The following is a 21,866-nucleotide window of genomic DNA, read 5'->3' as shown; positions in this document are numbered from 1 at the left end:
CCCTGTGTTGAATTCATCTTCTTTTCCTGCCGAGGTTGGCATGTCCACGCGAATTTTAGCGATCGATACCGCAACAGAAGCTTGTTCTGTCGCACTCTGGAACAACGGCGAAGTTCAGGCCATATTTGAGCTTTGTCCACGAGAACATACCCAACGAATTTTACCGATGGTGCAGCAGGTGCTGGCGGAGTCGGGTTTATCACTGCAACAACTCGATGCACTGGCTTTTGGCCGCGGTCCTGGCAGTTTTACCGGTGTAAGAATTGGTATTGGGATTGGTCAGGGGCTGGCATTGGGCGCTGACTTACCGATGATTGGCGTTTCCACCTTGCAAACCATGGCTCAAGGGGCGTTTCGCTTGACGGGTAGCACCCGCGTCTTAGCGGCGATAGATGCGCGCATGGGCGAGGTTTATTGGGGCGAGTTTGAGCGCAATGACCAAGGGCAGTGGCTCGGTGACGCGAGTGAAGCGGTGATGACACCGCCACAAGCGCTGGAGCATGCTCAAGCCTTGAGTGGCACTTGGGCCACTGTGGGCACTGGCTGGCAGACGTATCCTGACCTGATTAGCGGCAGCGGTGTGGTGCTGACTGACGGCGAAATAACCTTGCCGCATGCTGAAGATATGTTGCCGCTGGCGTTATCATCATGGGCGAATGGGCAGGTTGTTCGTGTAGAAAATGCTGAGCCAGTCTACTTGCGCAATGAAGTGACCTGGAAAAAACTACCGGGCCGCTAGAACTAGCCAACATCGCGATAGCTTGAAATATTTAATAACTTATTATCCTGATTAGAGTCTAAAATATTAAGATAGCGATAGGATAAGGAGTGGCATGCTATGGTGATAAACACATCAATGACTCAATCTACCCAGAACAGAAGTCGTAAATGGAGCTGTGGTTGGCTAGGATTGGGCGCTTTGCTACTTTCCGGCTGTGTCACGATCCCACCGGCGATTCAGGGCACCACCGCGACACCGCAGCAAAATCTTAACTTGGTTCGGACGGATCCCAAGGCCTTTATTGGTCAGGAAGCACGTTTTGGCGGAACAGTGATCAATGTGACCAACGAAGCGCATCGCACCCGGCTTGAGATTGTCAGTGTACCACTAGATTCGGGAGCCAGACCTATTTTGGACGACCCTTCACAGGGCCGAGTCATTGCTTATGTGAATGGTTTCCTTGAGCCCGCCGATTTCCGTGGGCATCTTGTCACTGTTGTTGGGCCGATTACCGGTGTTGAAGCGGGTAAAATTGGCCAGACACCTTATAATTTCGTGGTAATGAATGCCACGGGTTATAAGCGTTGGCATATTGAACAGCAAGTGTTAATGCCACCTATGATGGACCCTTGGGGTTATCGTTACCCTGGAATGTGGGGGCCAGGATGGGGGGGGTGGTACAATCCGGGGCCAGCACCGATACAAACCATTGTGACGGAGTAGGGAGAATTCTCCATCACTGTTGGGCGATATATAGACCATAGGGTTAATCAAGAAGGGCGCTGAATTCAGCGCCCTTTTACATTTGCGCTAAGCTGCGGGTATGTAAAAGTTATTTATGATCAATTAGTTAGATTGGAGAATGTCATTAAATTAGTTTAACTAATTGATTTTAATGTTATTTTTTGTCAGTCATTAACTGACTTGATTATTTTTATGATCTCAACGCCAGAAAATAGTGATGTATATCCCAACCTCAAAATTGTTTAAAAGCAAACTGGTAAGCTGAGTTAAAATATTGTTAAAGTTCTGGTGTAAATAAGTTTGCCAGCCTATCTGGTGACTAATAATAATTTCAGGAGCGCTACCTTGGAAAAAGTATGGCTAAAGCGATACCCGGCAGATGTCCCCGCAGAAATTGACCCGGATCGCTATTCTTCTTTGGTGGAAATGTTTGAGAATGCCGCGTTGCGTTATGCGGACCAACCTGCGTTCATCAATATGGGGGAGGTGATGACCTTCCGTAAGCTGGAAGAGCGTAGCCGTGCTTTCGCCGCCTATCTACAGCAAGGTCTGGGATTGCAAAAAGGCGATCGCGTTGCATTGATGATGCCTAACCTGCTGCAATATCCTATTGCTTTGTTTGGTATTCTGCGTGCTGGCATGGTTGTGGTGAATGTTAATCCACTGTATACCCCACGAGAGCTAGAGCATCAGCTCAATGATAGTGGCGCTGTGGCTATTGTTATTGTTTCCAATTTTGCCCATACACTGGAAAAAATCGTGTTTAAGACCCAAGTTAAGCACGTTATTTTAACGCGTATGGGCGATCAGCTGTCGACGGCAAAAGGGACACTGGTCAATTTCGTGGTGAAATATATCAAGCGGCTGGTGCCGAAATACTATTTGCCTGATGCCATTTCATTCCGCACGGCATTACAGAAAGGCCGCCGGATGCAATATGTGAAGCCGGATGTCATCAATACAGATATGGCATTCTTGCAATATACCGGCGGTACAACTGGCGTGGCGAAAGGGGCGATGTTGACCCACCGTAACATGCAATCGAACCTGGAACAGGCCAAAGCGGCCTATGCCCCATTGTTACAACCGGGCCATGAGCTGGTGGTGACGGCGCTACCGCTCTATCACATTTTTGCGTTGACCATGAATTGCCTACTATTCATAGAACTGGGCGGCCGCAGTTTATTGATAACTAACCCGCGTGATATACCGGGCATGGTGAAAGAGCTTAGTCGCTACCCATTCACGGCGATGACCGGGGTGAACACATTATTTAATGCGCTGTTAAATAATGAGGAATTCACCCAATTAGACTTCTCCACTTTGCGCCTTTCTGTCGGCGGCGGGATGCCAGTACAGAAAGCCGTGGCTGAAAAGTGGGAAAATCTAACCGGGAAACATTTACTGGAAGGCTATGGTTTAACCGAGTGTTCGCCGTTAGTCACTGGCAACCCTTATGATTTGAAGCATTACAGCGGCAGTATCGGCCTGCCTGTGCCCTCTACCGATGTTCGGCTGGTTGATGATGAGGGTAACGATGTTGCTTTGGGGGAACCGGGCGAACTGTGGGTGCGTGGGCCTCAAGTTATGTTAGGCTATTGGCAGCGGCCCGAAGCGACCGATGAAGTCCTAAAACAGGGATGGCTGGCAACAGGTGATATCGCGACGATAGATGAACAAGGTTTCTTGCGAATTGTTGACCGCAAAAAGGATATGATTCTGGTTTCCGGTTTTAACGTCTACCCCAACGAGATTGAAGATGTGGTGGCGTTACATGCGAAAGTGTTGGAGTCTGCGGTTGTAGGGGTGCCTAATGAGGTCTCCGGTGAGACAGTAAAATTGTTTGTCGTGAAAAAAGATGTCTCATTGACGCAGGAAGAGTTGTTAACCCATTGCCGCCGCTACCTAACAGGGTATAAAGTACCGAAAATAGTAGAGTTCCGCGACGAGTTGCCGAAATCGAATGTCGGTAAAATTTTGCGTCGAGAACTGCGTGACGAACAGATTAAGGCCAAAGTCAGCGAACAAAACGCGGCTTAACTTAATGTGGGAGTTACTCAATCATCATCAACAACGCCGGTTATCACCGGCGTTGTTGTGTTTGCCGTAGCACTAACGACTTATAGAGAATCATGTTTTGAATTATCAGTTGATCACGACCGACAGTGCCTTGCAGCAGGTCTGCGAACAAGCCCGAACACATGCCCATGTTGCGCTGGATACAGAGTTTGTCAGAACCCGCACCTACTACCCTCAGTTGGGCCTGATTCAACTGTATGACGGTGAACAACTTTCACTTATTGATCCTTTGCCCATTACGCAGTGGCAACCTTTCCGTGAGTTGCTCCAAGATTTGAATGTGGTGAAATATCTGCATGCGGGTAGTGAAGATCTCGAAGTATTCTTAAATGCCTTTGAAATAATGCCCACGCCGATGATTGATACTCAGATATTGGCTGCATTTTCTGGCCGCACGTTATCTTGCGGTTTTGCCATGCTGGTGAATGAGTTTGAAGGTGTCGAATTAGATAAAAGTGAATCTCGGACAGATTGGATTGCTCGGCCGTTAAGTGAAAAACAGTGTGACTATGCCGCTGCGGACGTATTTTATTTGTTGCCGTTGGCCGCTAAATTGGTTGAGGCGACTGAAGCTGCCGGGCGTATGGACGCAGCTATCGACGAATGTGAGCTGCTGTGCCGCCGTCGCAGTGAAACACTTGACCCCGAATTAGCTTATCGCGAAATCACCAATGCCTGGCAGTTGCGTGGCAGTCAGTTGGCTTGTCTGCAAAAGCTGGCGTCATGGCGCTTACGTCAAGCTCGTGAGCGCGATCTGGCGGTGAACTTTGTCGTTCGCGAAGAAAACCTATGGCAAGTCGCCCGTTATCAGCCAACCTCGCTGGGTGAGCTGGACTCACTAGGCTTAAGTGGGCAGGAGATTCGCTATCATGGCCGCACCTTACTGGCGCTGGTGGCTGAAGGTAATGCAGTCCCTGAGGATCAACTGCCGCCACCGGTTATTAATCTGATTGACCAGCCGGGTTACAAGAAAGTATTTAAAGATATTAAAGCACTTATTGCATCTGTTAGTGAGCGCAGTGGGCTAAGTAGTGAGTTACTGGCATCACGCCGCCAAATAAACCAATTACTCAGTTGGCATTGGAAATTGAAATTAACAGAGACTCAGCCTGAATTATTAAGTGGTTGGCGCGGTGAATTATTGTCGCCGGAATTGACTGAGATTTTACAGCAATATTAATGGATATTCAGGGTGGGGGAGACTTCACTCTGGGTGTTTGAGTTTTAATTTATCACTCGTTTATAAATAGCCCAAATAGAGAAGAAGAATGATCTTGTCTTGGTGGGTATATTTATAGTGGATGAATATAACGAGAGTGTGACTGGATATATATACAGTCAAATAAAAGAAACTACCCCTGTAAATAAATACAGGGGATAGTTATTGCGAAGACATCATTTAGGTGTTTCTTCCGTTTCCGGCAATGTCACGTTAAGTTCAAGCACCGAAATATCATCTCCTTTCTGCTCAAATTGCACATGCAGCATTTCAGGATCGATCTGAATATATTTACAAATAACCGCCAAAATATCGCGTTTCAAGTCAGGCAAATAATGGGGCTCACTGTCCCCACGACGACGCTCAGCGACGATAATTTGCAGCCGTTCCTTGGCTATATTGGCTGTCGGTTTTTTGCGGGACAGAAAAAAGTCTAACAAAGCCATGGTTTATCCCCCAAAAAGGCGTTTCAGGAAGCCCTTCTTCTCTTCTTCAATGAAGCGGAAGGGGCGTTCTTCTCCTAGCAAACGGTCAACGGTATCGTCATAAGCTTTACCGGCATCTGACTCTTTGTCCAGAATCACTGGCTCACCTTGGTTCGAGGCGCGCAGTACTGACTGATCTTCTGGAATAACGCCAACCAGTGGGATCCTCAGAATATCGAGGACATCTTCCATGCTAAGCATATCGCCGCGATTAACACGCCCTGGATTGTAGCGGGTCAACAGCAGATGTTCTTTAATTGGCTCCTGGCCTCTTTCAGCCCGGCGTGACTTGGATGACAATATCCCAAGGATACGGTCTGAGTCACGAACTGAGGAAACTTCAGGGTTAGTAGTGATGACGGCTTCGTCAGCAAAGTACAGCGCCATCAACGCGCCGCTTTCAATACCCGCTGGCGAGTCACACACTACGAACTCGAAATTCATTTCGCCAAGATCGTTTAAAATCTTTTCAACACCCTCTTTGGTCAGAGCGTCTTTGTCTCGGGTCTGAGAGGCGGGCAGAATATACAAATTATCTGTACGCTTATCTTTTATTAATGCTTGGTTCAAAGTGGCGTCACCTTGAATCACATTAACAAAATCGTAAACTACCCGGCGTTCACAGCCCATAATCAAATCCAGGTTCCGTAGACCGATATCGAAATCGATAACCACGGTTTTTTTACCTTTTTGGGCCAAGCCGGTTGCGATAGCCGCGCTTGATGTGGTCTTGCCAACGCCCCCTTTACCCGATGTAACAACAATAATGCGTGCCATGAAATGGATTCCTTGTCAAAAGGGCTTAATTTAAAGGTTGTATAGTTAATGCGTTATCCAGCAGATGCAAACGCGCAGCTTGACCAAAATAACCACTGGGGATCTGGTCACTCAACCAGTACTGCCCTGCGATAGAGACTAGTTCAGCACCCAGATGCGTGCAAAAAATCTGGCACTGCGCATCACCGGATGCACCTGCTAGCGCACGACCTCGCATCATTCCATAGATGTGAATATTGCCGTCGGCAATTAATTCAGCTCCGGCGCTGACACTGCTGATAACAATCAAATCGCAATTACGGGCATAAATCTGTTGGCCGGAACGGACAGGCGTGTTGATAATTCGTGTCTTGGTAGGAACATTTTCCGGCGGGCTGATAACTGGCTCTGGTGCCACTTTCTGGCCTTTACCTTCGCTCAGTAACGGCAAACCTGCCCGTGCTATTGCACGTTTTTGACGTTCATCCTGACAACCACTGATGCCAACAATACGCAGACCCGCTGAAGTGACAGCCTGTTGGAGATCTTTCCAGTTAGCACCGTTAGGTAACGTTGCAACGTTAATCACAACAGGGGCGTTTTTCAGGAAAGCGGGCGCTTGATCTACCTTTTCCTGTAATGCCTGACGGATTACCTCCGGTCGTGAATCATGTAAATGAATGACCGATAGGGTAAAACTACTGCCTTTTAACTCAATTGGCGATTGTGACATCTATCCTGACTCAGTTTCAGCTGCGTTAATCCCCGAAATATCATCCGGGGTACAATATTCTGATGTTCCCAAGCATGTTATAGGTAATATAAAGAGAAATCTATCCGTATCAATATATTGAAACTATAACGCCATAATGACGCCGAACTTGCCAGAAATTACAGCATAACTTCTGCTTATTCGCTAGCCCCGACCAGCCTATATTTGGTGTATATCACTGCGGTGATTGAGTTGTGTATTTTTTCAGCAATAAAGTTGGCGTTATGTCAGTACGGTTGCGCCCATAAAAACCATTAATTTCTATCAAATATGGTCATTTTTTTATCAAGTGAAGTTGTTTTTTATAAAATGAGGTAATGGTAGACCATTATTATGGCTTTTAAGATGGCGATAAAATGGGAAATGGAATGCGGCTATTATTGGTTCAGTGAAATACCGCGCAATATTATTTCGGAGCAATCTCACTCAATACTTTGTCAATCTGCGCACTATGCCGAGTAAATGGATGAGCCATAAAACGTAGGAGTTTTTTCTTTTACTATAAACGACATGAATCAATGTTATATTTAATGATTGTTTATTGAGAATGATAATTATTTTGTGATATTTTGTGCTTTCTGCATCAGCTAGTCTAAAGGAAGTCAATGATGAAAAGGAATTTCGTCCCACTATCATTTATCTGTGTTATTGCCCTATCAACCCCTTTTCATGCTGGGGCTGATTTTAGCTATCACGCTGAATTACCAAAAGATAGTCAGGTTTCTACCGATTACTTGGAAAAACGCAAAGCACTGAGGGGGGCGGCTCATGATGCTGAATCATGGCAACAGAAATTAGATGAGGAAAAAGCACGAATAGATGCTGATGTCGCCAGGGATGAAAAAGAAAAACAGATGAAATGCCAACGGCAAGAACATCAACCCCGCCCGCGAGTGGATAATGCCAGAAATTCCTATTTAACCCCCGATCCTTGTGCTGCCAGGATAGAGGTCAAGATCCCCGTCTATTGATATCTCAGATATGTGATATAGCCTGGCGTGTTATAATCATCAGCTATACCCGTCATACTTCAAGCTGCATGTGCGTTGGCCGCCTTCCTGCAACTCGAATTATTTAGGGTATATTACCCTTGAATTTATCGACTAGAGTCCAAAACATGCTTTGTGCTATCTACAGAAGCCCTAAACGGGATCAAACTTACCTTTATATTGAAAAGAAAGATGATTTTTCGAGAGTGCCTGCTGAGTTACTCGCCAGTTTTGGTCAACCGCAATTTGCGATGCTACTTTCACTCAATGAGCGAAAAAGCTTGGCAACGGCGGATATCGAAAAAGTGAAGAACGCGCTCGTTGATCAGGGCTTTTATCTGCAAGTCCCGCCACCACCAGAAAGTTTGTTGAAAATGCATTTGGGTGAAACGAAAGCCTAGTTTTCTCGCTGGCGATGGCTTTATAAAGGAACGCGTCGATGAAATTGTCAATGATTACAGTCGCCATTGCGGCTGTAATATCTATGGGGTGTGCCAAAAAGAACACAGCTGCTCCAATGCAACCACAAGCTGCTGCATTGCAATCTGCACCGAGTCCAGCCCCTGCCGCCAACAGCAAAAAAATGTTATCCGAACAGGGGCGGGATCCGGCGCAATTTCCCGCTTATGTTGAAAAATTAAAATCTCAGGCCCGCGCGAAGGGGATCAGTGACGCCACGTTGGATATCGCTTTCGCCAATATTCATTTTGTTGACAGGGTTATTCAATCGGATCGTAACCAGTTAGAAAAAAAGATCACATTGGATGACTACCTCGCCAAAGTTCTGACTCCGAGTAAAATAGCGCAGGGCAAAGAAATTTATCAGCGCTATCAGCCCCAGTTATCGCCCGTGGCTGCGCGCTATGGCGTGCCGGAACGTTACATTGTGGCACTGTGGGGAATGGAAAGTGGCTTTGGTAAAATTCAAGGTAAAGAAGATGTGATTTCGGCTTTGTCGACATTGGCATTTGAAGGGCGGCGCGAGGCATTTTTCACCAAAGAGCTGATGGCCGCACTGGAAATAATTCAACAAGGTCGCGTGGAAGATCCGCAATTGAAAGGGTCTTGGGCCGGAGCCATGGGGCAAAGCCAGTTTATGCCCAGTTCTTTCCTGACCTATGGGGCTGATGGTGATGGTGACGGGAAAGTCGATATTTGGAATAATATTGATGATGTGTTTGCTTCAACCGCTAACTATCTGTCTACTGAGGGATGGAAACCGGGCATGGAGTGGGGTCAGGAAGTTCAGTTACCTGAGGACTTCAATGTTGCACTTGCCGGTTTGAAAGATAGCCAAGCCAAGACAGTCGCACAATGGCAGCAGCTTGGCGTTATCCCAAAAGGCAGTGTGGCTAACCCTGATTTGCGTGCTTGGGTGATTGTGCCCGATGATGTACAAGGGCGAGCGTTTCTGGTTTATGATAATTTCCGAACCATAATGCACTGGAACCGTTCTTACTATTTTGCTATCAGCATTGGTATGATGGCGGATAGCATTAGTCAATAATGCCTGCGGTGTAGTGTCTATCAGGATATAAATTCAAGAGAGGCAGTATGTATCAACATAGAGACTGGCAAGGGGCTTTGCTGGATTTCCCAGTGAGTAAAGTGGTTTGCGTAGGCAGTAACTATGCCGAACATATTAAAGAGATGGGAAGTGTAGCCTCAGCCGAGCCAGTGCTATTTATGAAACCGGAAACAGCCCTGTGTGATATTCGCCAACCGGTCTCGATCCCGAAAGATTTAGGTGCTGTACACCATGAAGTTGAACTGGCTGTTTTGATCGGGACACCGTTAAAACAAGCCACTGAAGATAGAGTGGCTCGTGCTATTGCGGGTTATGGTGTGGCATTGGATTTAACCTTGCGTGAATTGCAGGCCGGTTTGAAGAAAGCGGGGCAGCCTTGGGAGAAAGCCAAAGCCTTTGATGGTTCGTGCCCGATTTCGGGTTTTATCCCTGTGGCCGAGTTTGGCGATGCACAACAGGTTGATTTATCCCTGACCATCAATGATGAAATCCGTCAACAGGGCAATACCCGCGATATGATAACGCCTATCATTCCATTGATAAGCTATATCAGTCGTTTCTTTACGTTGCGTCCCGGTGATGTCGTGTTGACTGGGACACCACAAGGTGTCGGCCCGATGAAGTCGGGTGATATGCTAAAAATTATGCTAAATGGTAAAACATTGAACACCCGCATAATCTAAGTGAATGTCTGCCGCTTGGGCCATTGCTCGGGCGGCAAAACTTGCATCTGGTAGCCAAAACGTCTATAAACACCCGCTCATTCAACTCTATATTTTTCAATTACAGCGGATACCGTTATGTCACAACCTCCTTTTTGGCAACAAAAAACACTTGCTGAGATGTCAGACAGTGAATGGGAATCACTGTGCGACGGATGCGGCCAATGTTGTTTGAATAAACTGATTGATGAGGACACGGATGAAATCTATTTCACCAATGTGGCCTGTGATCAGCTCAATCTCAAAACCTGTCAGTGCCGTAATTATGAGCGCCGCTTTGAATTAGAAGAGGATTGCATCAAGTTAACTCGCGAAAACTTGGTGACTTTTGAATGGCTGCCGCCTACCTGCGCATATCGCTTAATTGGCGAAGGTCATGATTTACCCCATTGGCACCCATTATTATCGGGTTCAAAATCCGCCATGCACGGTGAGCGAATTTCAGTACGTCATATTGCGGTGCGCGAGAGTGAAGTGATCGACTGGCAAGACCACATTTTGAATAAACCACAGTGGGCCAGATAACTCGTCACGATAAGCAGCCAAATATGGCATACTAGCGCCGAAATTTAACCAAGAAACTTAAAAAAATGAAATATTCTACTTTAGCCGCTGTTATCATCGGTATATTCACCACATTAGGTGGTGTTTCACATCAGGTTCAGGCCGCTGGGGCTTCATTAATTAATCTTGACTGCGAATTGAAAGAGGGCAGCAGCCTTTCTGCCGTATTGGATGGGCCGAATCAACAGCTGACCATCGATAAATCAGTATTTCAGTTTGTTAAAGTTAATCCGGAAGGTCAGGGTGAATCGCTGATCTTCCAGAAGTCGAATAACCAGGAACATGTTATTGCGGCTCTTAACATCTCCACCATGCCCATTCGTTTGGCGATTGTCGATGGTGAGCAAGCGAGCCAATATATTTGTACTCATAGCAAAGCGTAATACTGGGATAATAATCTGAAACAAGGCTGCCATAGGGCGGCCTTGTTTAGTTATGTCACGGGTAGATTAATTATTTTCTCCTCATTGGCAAGAAATAAAGAATCCAGATTCATCTGAAATGGAAAATTATATTCAATTTCCCTTGATGAAATATTATAAAAACTGTATAATTATTAATCGTATGAAGTTAAAGTATGACAGTATTTTTGTCTATCACAGTTAGTGGGTTACGGGATAAGATGTTTAACAGAAAAGCGCATTAAGGATATTTACAGTGTGTTTCTCTGTTATGCAATGGTCGTGCTTAGGCTGTGTAATGTTGGAGTGTACGACGGACGCTTACACCATAACATGACAGCCGGGAAAGTACCGGCATCCTTTCAAACCCTGGTTATTACCGGGGTTTTTATATGGCCGATTGAGTCAGCATGACGGCCACACTCTCTTATTCCTACCTATTTTTTGCCAGTAAATCCGATTAAACCAATGGATGGATTAGTCCTTATGCAGCCTTGAAGTTACCCACAAAGCAGTAAGTGAGTCCTCCACCAGGAGAATTAAATAGCTTGATTGATAACACCGCGATAATTTCTGCTTCTGCAATCATTGAGGAGGGGGCGGTGATTGGTGCGAATGTACATATTGGTCACTTTTGTTACATTGGTTCTCAAGTCACTATTGGTTCCGGCACGGTGCTTAAATCGCATATTGTGATTAATGGTATTACCGAGCTTGGATGTGACAATTATGTTGGACAATTTTCCTCCATCGGAGAGGTTAGTCAGGATCTTAAATACAAGGGCGAGAGCACGCGAGTTGTCATTGGTAGTCGCAATTTGATTCAGCAAAATGTCACTATTCATCGCGGTACTTTACAGGGCGGTGGAGTTACACATATTGGTAATGATAATAATCTGATGAGCCATGTTCATATTGGACATGATTGCATTGTGGGCGACCATTGTTTCTTGGCATCAAATGTGGGATTGGCTGGGCATGTCGAAGTTGATGACTTTGCCATTATTAGTGCTGGCAGTGCGGTGCATCAGTTTTGTGTTATTGGCACTCATGCTTTAGTGAATATGGGGGCTTGTGTGGTGCAGGATGTCCCGCCTTATGTTATTGCACAAGGGAATCGCGCAGTGCCTGTAGGAATAAGAGGTACAGGAGTCCGCGATGATTGGCTAGACAGCAATGATCAGCAGGCGGTTAAAGGTGCTTACGAACTTATTTATCATCGAGGAAAGCGGGTGGCAGAGGTAAATAAAGAAATTGAAATATTGGCGAGAGAGTGGCAAATATTACTGCCTTATCAGCCATTTTTCAGTCGCTCTGCACGCGGCATTATTCGTTAATCAATAAAGCTGTTAGCCCAATGGCTTGGGGCGGTCAGAATATAAAAAGGCGCCCCATTTTGGGCGCCTTAAATAGATAAAGATATGTGTAAAAATTGTCAGTCAAAATAAAAGCTAGCGGCTAAACAGATCGCGTCTTTTCGGCTTAACAAATTGACTAATTAGCACTAATACCGCCATAAGCAGATAAGCGGCGAAAATGCCGACTAACCACTGCGGCATTTCCAGTGACAGGAATTCCCATTGTTTTACTGCGCAATCGCCACTGGCAACAAAGATAGCAGGGAACCATTTGTCTAGCGGTAACCATGACGGGAAGCTGACAAAGAAATCACAGGTTGTGAAAGGTGATGGATGCAACTGCAGCATCGTATGTACCCAAGCTAACTGAATGCCTCGCCATGCACTGTAAATCCAGATGAAAATAGCCAGATAGCGCAAAGGGGATTTAGGCGCGATAGCACCTAGCAGTGATGCACCAAGAATACCGAATAATGCGGCCCGTTCATAAATACACATTACGCAAGGCTGAAGCAGCATTACGTGTTGAAAATAGAGCGCAACTAATTCTAATACAAGTGCAGTCAGGGCCATTAACAGCCAAGCACCGCGCCCTTTAGAGCAGCGGTTAAGGAATTGCAACATATCTTTATTTTCCATGCAGTAAGCAATTGTACCGGCAGTGTAAACCAATTCATCTTTGCTGCCAGCTACCCAAAGGTAAAATTAGACAAAAATCAGCTATTTCTCGCGAATATCAGCCATCACGATCATCAATTTTGCTTTGGGTGAGATATTGGTTTGTTTTACCCGCCCATTTTAGCCCCTTTATACGGGATTGGAATGGGCGGGTACAGACGATAATTTAAGTCATCAGTGTGTAATGCTAACCCCCGCAACGAGATGAGGCAAACTTATCCAGCCACTTTGTACCATCCACTCTGTTGCTGGCACTAATAAGAACTCAACACCGAGCAGGCCGACAATTGTCATCACAATAGTATAAGGCAGGGCCATATACACCATTCGACCATAGGATAGGCGAATTAATGGGGCGAGTGCTGAGGTCAACAGGAACAAAAACGCGGCCTGCCCATTAGGTGTGGCAACAGAGGGGAGGTTGGTACCGGTATTGATAGCGACGGCCAATAATTCAAACTGTTGGAGTGAAATAATACCCAATTCAAATGCCTTCCGTGCTTCATTGATGTACACCGTGCCGACAAAGACATTGTCAGAGACCGAGGACAGTAAGCCGTTAAACAAATAAAACAGGGATAATTGAGCTGACGGTGAGGATTGTAAAACAAACTGAATAATTGGGGTGAATAAATTTTGCTCAATAATTACTGCGACCACGGCGAAAAACACCGTCAGCAACGCAGTGAAAGGCAATGCTTCTTGAAATGCTTTACCCAGCGCATGTTCACTGGTGATGCCGCAGAAAGAGGTGGCGAGAATAATCACCGACAGCCCCACTAAGCCCACTTCAGCTAAATGTAATGCCAACGCGAGCACCAACCAGACGCCAATTAATGCTTGTACCAGCAGCTTCACTTTTTCCTGCCGATTTCGTTTGGCGCTAGCTTGTTGGTCATAATCCGTCAGAACATGGCGTACTCGCTCAGGTAGCTCCGCACCATAGCCAAACAGCTTAAAACGCTCGACCAACACGCAGACCAACAGTCCGCAAAACAGCACTGGCAGAGTGACCGGCAACATCCGCATAAAGAAATCACCAAAATTCCAACCGGCACTTTTGGCGATAATCAGGTTTTGCGGCTCACCCACCATGGTCATTACGCCCCCCAGCGCCGTCCCCACGCCAGCATGCATCATGAGGCTGCGCAAGAATGCTCGGAATTGTTCCAGTGTTTTGCGATTTTCCTGACTGTCTATCCAACTATCATCATTGATGTCTTTATCCGAATGATTTGATGTAACGTGATGATAAATAGTATAAAAGCCAACAGAGACACTAATGACGACGGCGATAACGGTCAGCGCATCCAGGAATGCTGAAAGGAAAGCAGCCGCAACACAGAATGCTAATGAGAGAGCAATTTTTGAGCGGATATTCAGCAGCAGTTTGGTAAAGATAAACAGTAATAACTGCTTCATAAAATAGATGCCCGCCACCATAAACACCAGTAACAGCAGGACTTCGAGGTTATTGGCAATTTCTTCGGCTACCTGATTCGGGCTGGTCATCCCGATAGCGACGGCTTGAATGGCTAATAAGCCTCCGGGTTGTAATGGATAACATTTTAGGGCCATTGCCAGTGTAAAAATAAACTCAATAACCAGCATCCAACCGGCAACAAAAGGACTGACAAAGAAGAATACCAGCGGATTAATAATGAGAAACGCTATAATTGCCAGCTTGTACCAATCGGGTGCACTCCCCAGAAAATTTTTCAGTACGGCCTGTCTAATGGTCATTTCCATTGTGAGTCACGGTCTCCTTAATAAGTTATTATGGTGTTATTACTGCCCAATGTTACATTTTACTTTACGTTATTTGCCTAAAAGCAATAGGTATAATCTGTTCATCATTACATCTGCGCCATTTTTGCAACTTTATGACTGCTTTCACCATTTGTTCGGCTCTGGAGCTATATCGGAATACAGTCGTCTGGTATGATGAGCGCACTAAATTGCTGATATGTATCGCTACGGAACGTCAAAAAATATGGTTATAAAGGCGCAAAGTCCTGCCAGTTTCGCGGAAGAGTATATTATTGAAAGTATTTGGAATAATCGCTTCCCTCCAGGCACTATTTTGCCCGCGGAACGCGAACTTTCAGAACTGATTGGAGTCACTCGCACAACATTACGCGAAGTGTTACAACGGTTAGCCCGCGATGGCTGGCTTACTATTCAGCACGGTAAACCGACGAAAGTAAATAACTTTTGGGAAACATCCGGCCTTAATATTCTAGAGACACTGGCGCGGCTTGACCACGACAGCGTGCCACAATTGATAGACAACTTACTGGCTGTTCGAACTAATATCGCTACCATCTTTGTCCGGACGGCTATTCGCAATCATCCGGAAAAGGCGCAGGAGATTCTGGCGCAAGCGCAAACAGTTGATGATAACGCTGAGTCTTTCACCGCACTGGATTACGGTATTTTCCGTGGTTTAGCTTTTGCTTCGGGTAACCCAATCTATGGTTTAATCCTGAATGGTTTGAAAGGGCTTTATACCCGTGTTGGCCGTTATTATTTCTCGAATCCAGAAGCGCGTAAGTTGGCACTGACATTTTATAGCAAGTTATCGACACTTTGTGATGAGAAAGCCTACGACCAAGTGTTGGACTGCCTACGAACTTACGGTAAAGAGAGCGGAGCTATCTGGCACAGTATGCAAAGCACCATGCCAAGTGATTTGACGGAAGTCCGCCGCTAGACGAAAACGCGGTGAAGCAGAAAAGTAAAAGGGGCTATTAGCCCCTTTTTTACAATTCTTATTCAATAAGACGGCCAATCTTAGAGCTTATTGGCTCTGGGGGGGACGCTGTCGAGCAATTCAATACTGCCATCATCATTGAGTTGCTCCATATGGATATCAAATCCCCATAAGCGGTGGATATGTTTCATCACTTGCTGGCGGCTTTTATCCAATGGTGCGCGGTCATGAGGGATATAGCGCAGTGTCAGAGAGCGATCCCCGCGCAAATCAACATTCCATACCTGAATATTAGGCTCATGATTACTCAAATTATATTGAGCAGACAATTCATTGCGGATAGCACGATAGCCATCTTCATTATGAATCGCCGAAATTTCGAGATAGTTATGCTTGTCATCATCTAACACCGTGAAGAGACGGAAATCACGCATCACTTTCGGTGATAAGAACTGGCTAATGAAACTTTCATCTTTAAAATCGCGCATAGCAAAATGCAGAGTATCCAGCCAATCTTTACCGGCAATATCCGGAAACCAGTAATAATCCTCCTCGGTAGGAGACTGGCAGATGCGTTTAATATCCTGGAACATGGCAAACCCAAGGGCATAAGGGTTAATACCGCTGTAATAAGGGCTGTTATACGGTGGTTGATACACAACATTGGTGTGGCTGTGTAAGAACTCCATCATAAAGCGATCACTGACCCGGCCTTCATCATATAAATGGTTAAGAATGGTGTAATGCCAGAAAGTCGCCCAGCCCTCATTCATTACTTGGGTCTGTTTTTGTGGATAAAAATACTGGCTGACTTTACGCACAATTCGCAGTATTTCCCGCTGCCATGATTCGAGCAGTGGGGCATTTTTCTCCATAAAGTAAAGCAGGTTCTCTTGCGGCTCACTGGGGTAGCGCTGGGCTTGGGCTTGCACTTCTTCCCGATCTTTTCGTGGTAGTGTTTTCCACAATGAATTGACCTGGCTTTGCAGATATTCCTCCCGGCTTTTCTGGCGCGCAGTTTCTTCAACTAATGATATTTTTTGCGGGCGTTTATAGCGGTCAACGCCATAATTCATTAGTGCATGACAAGAGTCGAGCAGCCGCTCAACTTCTTCTACACCATAGCGTTCTTCGCATTCACTGATGTAATGGCGGGCAAACAGCAAATAATCAACAATGGAGCTGGCATCCGTCCATGCGCGGAATAAATAGTTATTCTTAAAGAAAGAATTATGACCATAACAGGCGTGAGCCATCACCAAGGCTTGCATGGTAATGGTGTTTTCTTCCATTAAATAAGCAATACAAGGATTGGAGTTAATCACAATCTCATAGGCTAAGCCTTGCTGGCCGTGCTTATATTTTTGCTCGGTTTCGATAAACTTTTTACCGAAAGACCAATGGGTATAGTTAATCGGCATACCAATACTTGAATAGGCATCCATCATTTGTTCTGAGGTGATGACCTCTATCTGATGGGGGTAGGTATCAAGCCGGTAATGTTTTGCCACTCGGTCGATTTGATCCAGATAGACCTGCAACAGTTCAAATGTCCAGTCCGGGCCGTCAGTCAGGCGCTTATCCTGCGCGGTGTTTTTCGATGTTGAAGTTGTCATTAGCGCATCCTCACGGTTTATAACCCTGCAAAATACTGGTCACTTCAATAATCCTAGCTCAATATGAACAAATTGAGGCCTGTCTTGACCTTATGTCAATGAATATCCGTTATCTTTCACACGACAGGTATTTTGACGACTCTTATCTATTTTAATTTAGATTATTTTTTACCGGCAGAATCAACAATCTTAAAAAAGATTTTATTGGATTATTATTCTGAACAACCACTGCCTGGCTAGAATATAAAACTAATAAAATTGACTTCCGCAACATGCTGATTATTCATGCTGTTAATAGGGATAATTAGGGCGTTGTTCAGTCATTCTTTCGTATAACTCGCTAAAAGCAGCATCTTATCGCTATTTTCCTCCCGCTATTGAATTGAAAAGTTATTGCGGCGTAAATTAATTGTGAATGTAATCACAATCTATCATTAATATGTTGGATAGTTTTTTCTGCTGGGTTAATTTTCTGTCAACGGAATATTATGCTTTTGATGCATTTTTGGTGTGGGAGATGATATGCGCATTGTCATTTTAGGAAGTGGTGTGGTGGGTGTCGCCAGTGCCTGGTACTTAGCGAAAGATGGGCATGATGTTACGGTGATTGACCGGCAGGACGGGCCAGCTCAGGAAACCAGCGCCGGTAATGCGGGCCAAATATCACCGGGTTACGCCGCCCCTTGGGCCGCCCCCGGAGTCCCATTAAAAGCTATTAAATGGATGTTCCAACGCCATGCGCCATTGGCTGTTCACCTTGATGGCAGCGCCGCCCAGTTGTGCTGGATGTGGCAAATGCTAAGAAACTGCGACACTTCCCACTATATGATTAACAAAAGTCGGATGGTGCGCCTGGCTGAATACAGCCGAGATTGTTTAAAAGATCTGCGCGAAGACACAGGTATTCAATATGAAGGGCGTCAGGGCGGAACTCTGCAATTATTCCGAACTGAACAGCAATTTAATAATGCGGCCAAAGATATTGCGGTATTGGATGACGCGGGGGTGCCGTATTCACTATTAACTGCGGACCAACTGGCCAGCGTGGAGCCGGCATTGGCAAAAGTCTCACATAAACTCGCCGGCGGTTTACGTCTCCCTAATGATGAAACCGGCGACTGCAAATTGTTTACTGAGCGGCTGGCAAAAATGGCCGAGCAGGCGGGGGTGAAATTTATCTTCAATCGCTCAGTGGATAAATTGCTGGTGGATGGCGATCAAATTGCGGGGGTGTTGTGCGGCGACGATATTATGACAGCCGATGCTTATGTCGTGGCTTTTGGCGCTTATTCTACCGCACTGCTGGCGGGGTTGGTGTCGATCCCGGTTTATCCGTTAAAAGGTTACTCGCTAACTATTCCCATCACTAACCCGGCTTCTGCGCCATTTTCTACCGTGCTGGATGAAACCTACAAGATTGCCATTACCCGTTTTGATGACCGTATTCGGGTGGGCGGCATGGCGGAAATCGTGGGCTTCAATACCCAACTGGAACAGGCACGGCGAGAAACACTGGAAATGGTGGTCGGCGATTTGTATCCCGATGGCGGCAATATCAGTCAGGCCACATTTTGGACCGGTCTGCGGCCGATGACGCCGGACGGTACGCCGATTGTGGGGCGAACTTCACTGAAAAATCTCTACCTCAATACCGGCCACGGCACCTTAGGTTGGACCATGGCCTGCGGTTCAGGCCAATTATTGGCCGATATCATGTATGGTCGGCGTCCTGCTATTTTTGCTGATGATCTTTCGGTCTTCCGCTATAGCGCTGGTTTTCGGCCGCTGAATATGACGCCATTGCAAGATATTCATCCCGTGCGCTAATACGACCCTATTGATGATAATGGTTTACTGATAATAACAACTGAATATTGTTTTGGAAGGAATAAGCATGCCTCGCCCGATATCTGCCACGCTGAATTTATCTGCACTGCACCATAATTTAAGTATTGTTCGCCAACAAGCCAAAAAAGCTAAAATCTGGTCAGTGGTCAAAGCGAATGCTTATGGTCATGGTTTAGCACGTATTTGGCCGGGGCTGGCGGGCACGGATGGCTTTGCTTTACTGGATTTAAACGAAGCTATTTTGCTGCGGGAACAGGGCTGGCAAGGGCCAATTTTACTGCTGGAGGGCTTTTTCCAGCCGCAAGATTTAGTGCTGCTAGATCATTATCGTCTGACCACGACGGTCCACAGTGATTGGCAACTGGAAGCCATTAAAGCGGCCCGCCTGACAGCTCCGCTCAATATCTATTTGAAATTCAATAGCGGTATGAATCGTTTGGGGTTCCCTGTTGGGCAAGCACCGGCGGTGTGGCAATGGGCGAAAAGCCTTAGCAATGTCGGCGAAGTGACATTAATGAGCCACTTTGCCAATGCAGATAATCCTATCGGCATAGATGAACAGTTTGCTCAGATTCAACAGGCCACGGGGCATATTTCGGCGGCTCGATGCTTTGCTAATTCGGCGGCGATATTGCGCAATCCTGAGACTCATTATGACTGGGTGCGGCCGGGGATTATTCTTTATGGCGCGTCACCCAGTGGCGATATTGCGGATATTGCGGGTATTGGTCTGCGCCCGGTGATGAGTTTATGCAGTGAAATTATTGCGGTGCAATCATTATCTGTGGGGCAAAGTGTGGGATATGGCAGCCGCTATTGCACCAGTGGGGCGCAGCGCATTGGGGTGGTCGCTTGTGGTTATGCCGATGGTTATCCACGACTTGCACCCAGTGGAACCCCGATAATGGTGGACGGCATAGTAACTCACACGGTGGGGGCTATCTCGATGGATATGCTCACAGTGGATTTAACGCCCTGTCCACAAGCGCAGATTGGCAGCAAAGTCGAGGTATGGGGCGAAAATGTGTTGATTGATAATGTGGCACAGGCTGCGGGAACGGTGGGATATGAGTTGATGTGTGCGCTGGCAAGTCGCGTTACCCTTCTGACTTGACTCGGTAGCGGTGTTAGCGGCTCTCATTATTCGGCCCGTCCATGGGCCTCGCCTCTGCGAGGCCGCTGCAAGCAGCGTTCAAATCTGCTCCCAGCAGATTTGTCACCCGAATCACTGACTCATGTCAGCTCATCGGGTCTCATTCGTTTGCTGCCTTGCTACAACGCCAATTCATATGGGTAATCGGTTTCTTATTTACCATTGAAGTGGCGTGTTAGTTTATTTTCTGCAAGTTACCGCGCACATGTTTACTGGCTCGGCGTGCCTGCCACGCCAGTAGGCAGCCCGTTAACATCACGATAGCCAATGATAATTTAGGTTCAATTGGCAAGGCCATGGCCAACAGACCTAATCCAGCGCCGCCCGCCATTTGCACAAACCCCACCAAGGCTGAGGCAACACCGGCCTCATTGGCGTAAGGTTCCAGCGCATAGCTGGTGGCCGGGCCCATCATAAAGGCTAAACCGGCGCAAGCACTGGCAACGGGCAACATGTAAACCAGCCAATGTTGCTGTACCTCAGATGATAATCCCAAGCCATAGAGCAGGCCGAAACAGCCGAGCGCCATCAATACACTACCGGTCATCAAGCAGGCCGGGCGGCCCACTTTCTGGATAATCCGGTTCGCCAAAAAGCTGACGGCCATGATCCAAAAACCATTGGCTCCGAATACTAAGGAAAATTGCAGCGGGCTTAGCCCCGCGCCGACCATCAGGACATTGGGTGCCAACGAAACATAAGTTAATGCCATCCCCATCGCGCCGGCATTCACCAGTGCGAAAGTCAGAAAACGGTCGTCACGTAAAATGCGCAGATAGTTTTTTATCGGCAAACTTTTCACTGGCTGGGTATTGGCTGGGCGGGTTTCCGGTAGGAAGAAAATCACCAGGATTAATACCAACAACCCATACAAGGCCAGGAACCAGAATGGCGCTCGCCAGCCAAAGGCTTCGGCCAACAATCCGCCCAATAAGGGAGCCAGCGCCGGGACGATATTTAATGTGCCGTTGAGGAAGCCAAAAGCACGGGCAGCTTCATTGCCATTGAGGCGGTCACGGACACCACTAAATGCCACCACTGCCGTGCAACAGACCGCCACGCCTTGCAACAGACGCGAGCTGACAAACATCAAGGGGCTGACAGCCAGTGCGGCCATCGCGGCACCTAGCATGTAAAGGATGATACCGATGATGGCAATAGGCTTGCGGCCATATTTGTCAACCAATGGCCCGGCGATCAGTTGGCCGATACCCAGCACCAGAATAAACAGGGCGATGGTGGATTGAATGAGTGACTCGCTACTGTTCAGGCCCTTGGCTATCGCGGGAATGGTCGGTAGGTAAAGGTCGATGCCCAGAGGGCCGAGCAGAATTAGGCTTAACAGTAGGAAGAGAAATTTTTGCATAACAACCATTTTTTGCATAACAACATTTTTTTGCATAACAATAATGCAACATCCAAATGACAAAGGCAGCAAGGATAAAGAATTTGCCGACAGATGAAAAGGTGGGCGGTGCCCACCTTCACGCGAGTGACCCTGTAACAGTGACAACGTCACT

At 46.6% G+C, this 21,866-nt stretch carries 21 protein-coding genes; 14 read left to right on the top strand and 7 right to left on the bottom strand.

Annotated elements, in window-relative coordinates; translation table 11 throughout:
• Positions 1 to 40: 40 nt before the first annotated feature.
• The 4 genes from tsaB to rnd all read left to right on the top strand — a co-directional run bounded on the left by tsaB (position 41) and on the right by rnd (position 4,724).
• The gene (gene tsaB, locus OVO64_RS04535) at positions 41 to 739 is read left to right on the top strand and encodes a tRNA (adenosine(37)-N6)-threonylcarbamoyltransferase complex dimerization subunit type 1 TsaB (protein ID WP_038639548.1); all 699 of its coding nucleotides are present in this window, start codon (positions 41 to 43) and stop codon (positions 737 to 739) included.
• A gap of 99 nt (positions 740 to 838) precedes the next feature.
• Positions 839 to 1,444 (top strand): Slp family lipoprotein, encoded by a 606-nt coding sequence (locus OVO64_RS04530; protein ID WP_267248640.1) that lies wholly within the window; start codon positions 839 to 841, stop codon positions 1,442 to 1,444.
• Positions 1,445 to 1,810: 366 nt separating this feature from the next.
• Complete coding sequence (fadD, locus tag OVO64_RS04525) at positions 1,811 to 3,505, top strand: long-chain-fatty-acid--CoA ligase FadD (RefSeq protein WP_038633328.1); 1,695 nt, start codon at positions 1,811 to 1,813, stop codon at positions 3,503 to 3,505.
• Between the two features lie 97 nt (positions 3,506 to 3,602).
• Positions 3,603 to 4,724 (top strand): ribonuclease D, encoded by a 1,122-nt coding sequence (gene rnd, locus OVO64_RS04520; RefSeq protein WP_038633326.1) that lies wholly within the window; start codon positions 3,603 to 3,605, stop codon positions 4,722 to 4,724.
• Positions 4,725 to 4,939: 215 nt separating this feature from the next.
• Here the strand turns inward: rnd and minE are convergent, their stop codons facing one another.
• The 3 genes from minE to minC are packed head-to-tail and all read right to left on the bottom strand — an operon-like array spanning position 4,940 to position 6,737.
• Entirely contained in the window at positions 4,940 to 5,209 is a 270-nt protein-coding gene (gene minE, locus OVO64_RS04515; RefSeq protein ID WP_002211180.1) for a cell division topological specificity factor MinE, read from the bottom strand.
• A 3-nt stretch (positions 5,210 to 5,212) separates the two neighbouring features.
• Entirely contained in the window at positions 5,213 to 6,025 is an 813-nt protein-coding gene (gene minD, locus OVO64_RS04510; RefSeq protein ID WP_004390679.1) for a septum site-determining protein MinD, read from the bottom strand.
• A gap of 25 nt (positions 6,026 to 6,050) precedes the next feature.
• Positions 6,051 to 6,737 carry a septum site-determining protein MinC gene (gene minC, locus OVO64_RS04505; RefSeq protein WP_038633324.1) on the bottom strand — a complete coding sequence of 229 codons (687 nt, stop codon included), beginning with the start codon at positions 6,735 to 6,737 and terminating at the stop codon, positions 6,051 to 6,053.
• Positions 6,738 to 7,384: 647 nt separating this feature from the next.
• On the opposite strand from minC, the gene OVO64_RS04500 reads away from it, so the two are divergent.
• The 7 genes from OVO64_RS04500 to lpxA all read left to right on the top strand — a co-directional run bounded on the left by OVO64_RS04500 (position 7,385) and on the right by lpxA (position 12,317).
• Positions 7,385 to 7,747 (top strand): hypothetical protein, encoded by a 363-nt coding sequence (locus OVO64_RS04500; protein WP_038633320.1) that lies wholly within the window; start codon positions 7,385 to 7,387, stop codon positions 7,745 to 7,747.
• A gap of 146 nt (positions 7,748 to 7,893) precedes the next feature.
• On the top strand, positions 7,894 to 8,166 hold the full coding sequence (locus tag OVO64_RS04495) for a YcgL domain-containing protein (protein ID WP_004393529.1): 273 nt from the start codon (positions 7,894 to 7,896) through the stop codon (positions 8,164 to 8,166).
• Between the two features lie 38 nt (positions 8,167 to 8,204).
• Positions 8,205 to 9,272, top strand: a complete 1,068-nt coding sequence (locus tag OVO64_RS04490; protein ID WP_038633314.1) for a lytic murein transglycosylase — start codon at positions 8,205 to 8,207, stop codon at positions 9,270 to 9,272.
• Positions 9,273 to 9,319: 47 nt separating this feature from the next.
• A complete protein-coding gene (locus tag OVO64_RS04485; protein ID WP_038633311.1) occupies positions 9,320 to 9,976 on the top strand; it encodes a fumarylacetoacetate hydrolase family protein in 657 nt (218 codons plus the stop codon).
• 117 nt (positions 9,977 to 10,093) lie between these two features.
• Positions 10,094 to 10,540, top strand: coding sequence for a YcgN family cysteine cluster protein (locus tag OVO64_RS04480; RefSeq protein WP_038633306.1), 447 nt, complete (start codon positions 10,094 to 10,096; stop codon positions 10,538 to 10,540).
• 65 nt (positions 10,541 to 10,605) lie between these two features.
• Positions 10,606 to 10,962, top strand: a complete 357-nt coding sequence (locus tag OVO64_RS04475; RefSeq protein WP_038633303.1) for a hypothetical protein — start codon at positions 10,606 to 10,608, stop codon at positions 10,960 to 10,962.
• A gap of 566 nt (positions 10,963 to 11,528) precedes the next feature.
• Positions 11,529 to 12,317 carry an acyl-ACP--UDP-N-acetylglucosamine O-acyltransferase gene (gene lpxA, locus OVO64_RS04470; RefSeq protein ID WP_038633300.1) on the top strand — a complete coding sequence of 263 codons (789 nt, stop codon included), beginning with the start codon at positions 11,529 to 11,531 and terminating at the stop codon, positions 12,315 to 12,317.
• A 114-nt stretch (positions 12,318 to 12,431) separates the two neighbouring features.
• Here the strand turns inward: lpxA and dsbB are convergent, their stop codons facing one another.
• Together dsbB and nhaB are read right to left on the bottom strand one after the other, a co-directional pair.
• Positions 12,432 to 12,962 carry a disulfide bond formation protein DsbB gene (gene dsbB / locus OVO64_RS04465; protein WP_038633298.1) on the bottom strand — a complete coding sequence of 177 codons (531 nt, stop codon included), beginning with the start codon at positions 12,960 to 12,962 and terminating at the stop codon, positions 12,432 to 12,434.
• A gap of 228 nt (positions 12,963 to 13,190) precedes the next feature.
• Positions 13,191 to 14,765 (bottom strand): sodium/proton antiporter NhaB, encoded by a 1,575-nt coding sequence (gene nhaB / locus OVO64_RS04460; RefSeq protein WP_038633295.1) that lies wholly within the window; start codon positions 14,763 to 14,765, stop codon positions 13,191 to 13,193.
• Positions 14,766 to 15,009: 244 nt separating this feature from the next.
• Between nhaB and fadR the strand changes: the two genes are divergently transcribed.
• On the top strand, positions 15,010 to 15,729 hold the full coding sequence (gene fadR / locus OVO64_RS04455; RefSeq protein ID WP_038633293.1) for a fatty acid metabolism transcriptional regulator FadR: 720 nt from the start codon (positions 15,010 to 15,012) through the stop codon (positions 15,727 to 15,729).
• Positions 15,730 to 15,809: 80 nt separating this feature from the next.
• Here the strand turns inward: fadR and OVO64_RS04450 are convergent, their stop codons facing one another.
• On the bottom strand, positions 15,810 to 17,345 hold the full coding sequence (locus OVO64_RS04450; RefSeq protein ID WP_038633292.1) for a SpoVR family protein: 1,536 nt from the start codon (positions 17,343 to 17,345) through the stop codon (positions 15,810 to 15,812).
• Positions 17,346 to 17,867: 522 nt separating this feature from the next.
• Here OVO64_RS04450 and OVO64_RS04445 point away from each other — a divergent pair.
• Both OVO64_RS04445 and dadX read left to right on the top strand, forming a co-directional pair.
• Positions 17,868 to 19,172, top strand: coding sequence for a D-amino acid dehydrogenase (locus tag OVO64_RS04445; RefSeq protein ID WP_038633291.1), 1,305 nt, complete (start codon positions 17,868 to 17,870; stop codon positions 19,170 to 19,172).
• Positions 19,173 to 19,239: 67 nt separating this feature from the next.
• On the top strand, positions 19,240 to 20,307 hold the full coding sequence (dadX, locus tag OVO64_RS04440) for a catabolic alanine racemase DadX (RefSeq protein WP_120011238.1): 1,068 nt from the start codon (positions 19,240 to 19,242) through the stop codon (positions 20,305 to 20,307).
• 214 nt (positions 20,308 to 20,521) lie between these two features.
• On the opposite strand, the gene OVO64_RS04435 is transcribed toward dadX, so the two are convergent.
• On the bottom strand, positions 20,522 to 21,712 hold the full coding sequence (locus OVO64_RS04435; protein ID WP_038639545.1) for a multidrug effflux MFS transporter: 1,191 nt from the start codon (positions 21,710 to 21,712) through the stop codon (positions 20,522 to 20,524).
• Between the last annotated feature and the right edge of the window lie 154 nt (positions 21,713 to 21,866).

Origin of the sequence: Yersinia sp. Marseille-Q5920, assembly GCF_946902935.1 — a bacterium.
GTDB classification, from domain to species: domain Bacteria; phylum Pseudomonadota; class Gammaproteobacteria; order Enterobacterales; family Enterobacteriaceae; genus Yersinia; species Yersinia rochesterensis.
Note: the sequence above shows the minus strand (reverse complement) of the source record. Positions and strands in the feature narration are given on the sequence as shown.

Coding starts and splice junctions, on each gene's coding strand:
- OVO64_RS04500 (WP_038633320.1), top strand. CDS start 7,385: ATGAAAAGGAATTTCGTCCCACTATCATTTATCTGTGTTATTGCCCTA.
- OVO64_RS04490 (WP_038633314.1), top strand. CDS start 8,205: ATGAAATTGTCAATGATTACAGTCGCCATTGCGGCTGTAATATCTATG.
- OVO64_RS04450 (WP_038633292.1), bottom strand. CDS start 17,345: ATGACAACTTCAACATCGAAAAACACCGCGCAGGATAAGCGCCTGACT.
- OVO64_RS04480 (WP_038633306.1), top strand. CDS start 10,094: ATGTCACAACCTCCTTTTTGGCAACAAAAAACACTTGCTGAGATGTCA.
- dsbB (WP_038633298.1), bottom strand. CDS start 12,962: ATGTTGCAATTCCTTAACCGCTGCTCTAAAGGGCGCGGTGCTTGGCTG.
- OVO64_RS04435 (WP_038639545.1), bottom strand. CDS start 21,712: ATGCAAAAATTTCTCTTCCTACTGTTAAGCCTAATTCTGCTCGGCCCT.
- OVO64_RS04495 (WP_004393529.1), top strand. CDS start 7,894: ATGCTTTGTGCTATCTACAGAAGCCCTAAACGGGATCAAACTTACCTT.
- nhaB (WP_038633295.1), bottom strand. CDS start 14,765: ATGGAAATGACCATTAGACAGGCCGTACTGAAAAATTTTCTGGGGAGT.
- OVO64_RS04445 (WP_038633291.1), top strand. CDS start 17,868: ATGCGCATTGTCATTTTAGGAAGTGGTGTGGTGGGTGTCGCCAGTGCC.
- OVO64_RS04485 (WP_038633311.1), top strand. CDS start 9,320: ATGTATCAACATAGAGACTGGCAAGGGGCTTTGCTGGATTTCCCAGTG.
- dadX (WP_120011238.1), top strand. CDS start 19,240: ATGCCTCGCCCGATATCTGCCACGCTGAATTTATCTGCACTGCACCAT.
- OVO64_RS04475 (WP_038633303.1), top strand. CDS start 10,606: ATGAAATATTCTACTTTAGCCGCTGTTATCATCGGTATATTCACCACA.
- OVO64_RS04530 (WP_267248640.1), top strand. CDS start 839: ATGGTGATAAACACATCAATGACTCAATCTACCCAGAACAGAAGTCGT.
- minE (WP_002211180.1), bottom strand. CDS start 5,209: ATGGCTTTGTTAGACTTTTTTCTGTCCCGCAAAAAACCGACAGCCAAT.
- tsaB (WP_038639548.1), top strand. CDS start 41: ATGTCCACGCGAATTTTAGCGATCGATACCGCAACAGAAGCTTGTTCT.
- fadR (WP_038633293.1), top strand. CDS start 15,010: ATGGTTATAAAGGCGCAAAGTCCTGCCAGTTTCGCGGAAGAGTATATT.
- minC (WP_038633324.1), bottom strand. CDS start 6,737: ATGTCACAATCGCCAATTGAGTTAAAAGGCAGTAGTTTTACCCTATCG.
- minD (WP_004390679.1), bottom strand. CDS start 6,025: ATGGCACGCATTATTGTTGTTACATCGGGTAAAGGGGGCGTTGGCAAG.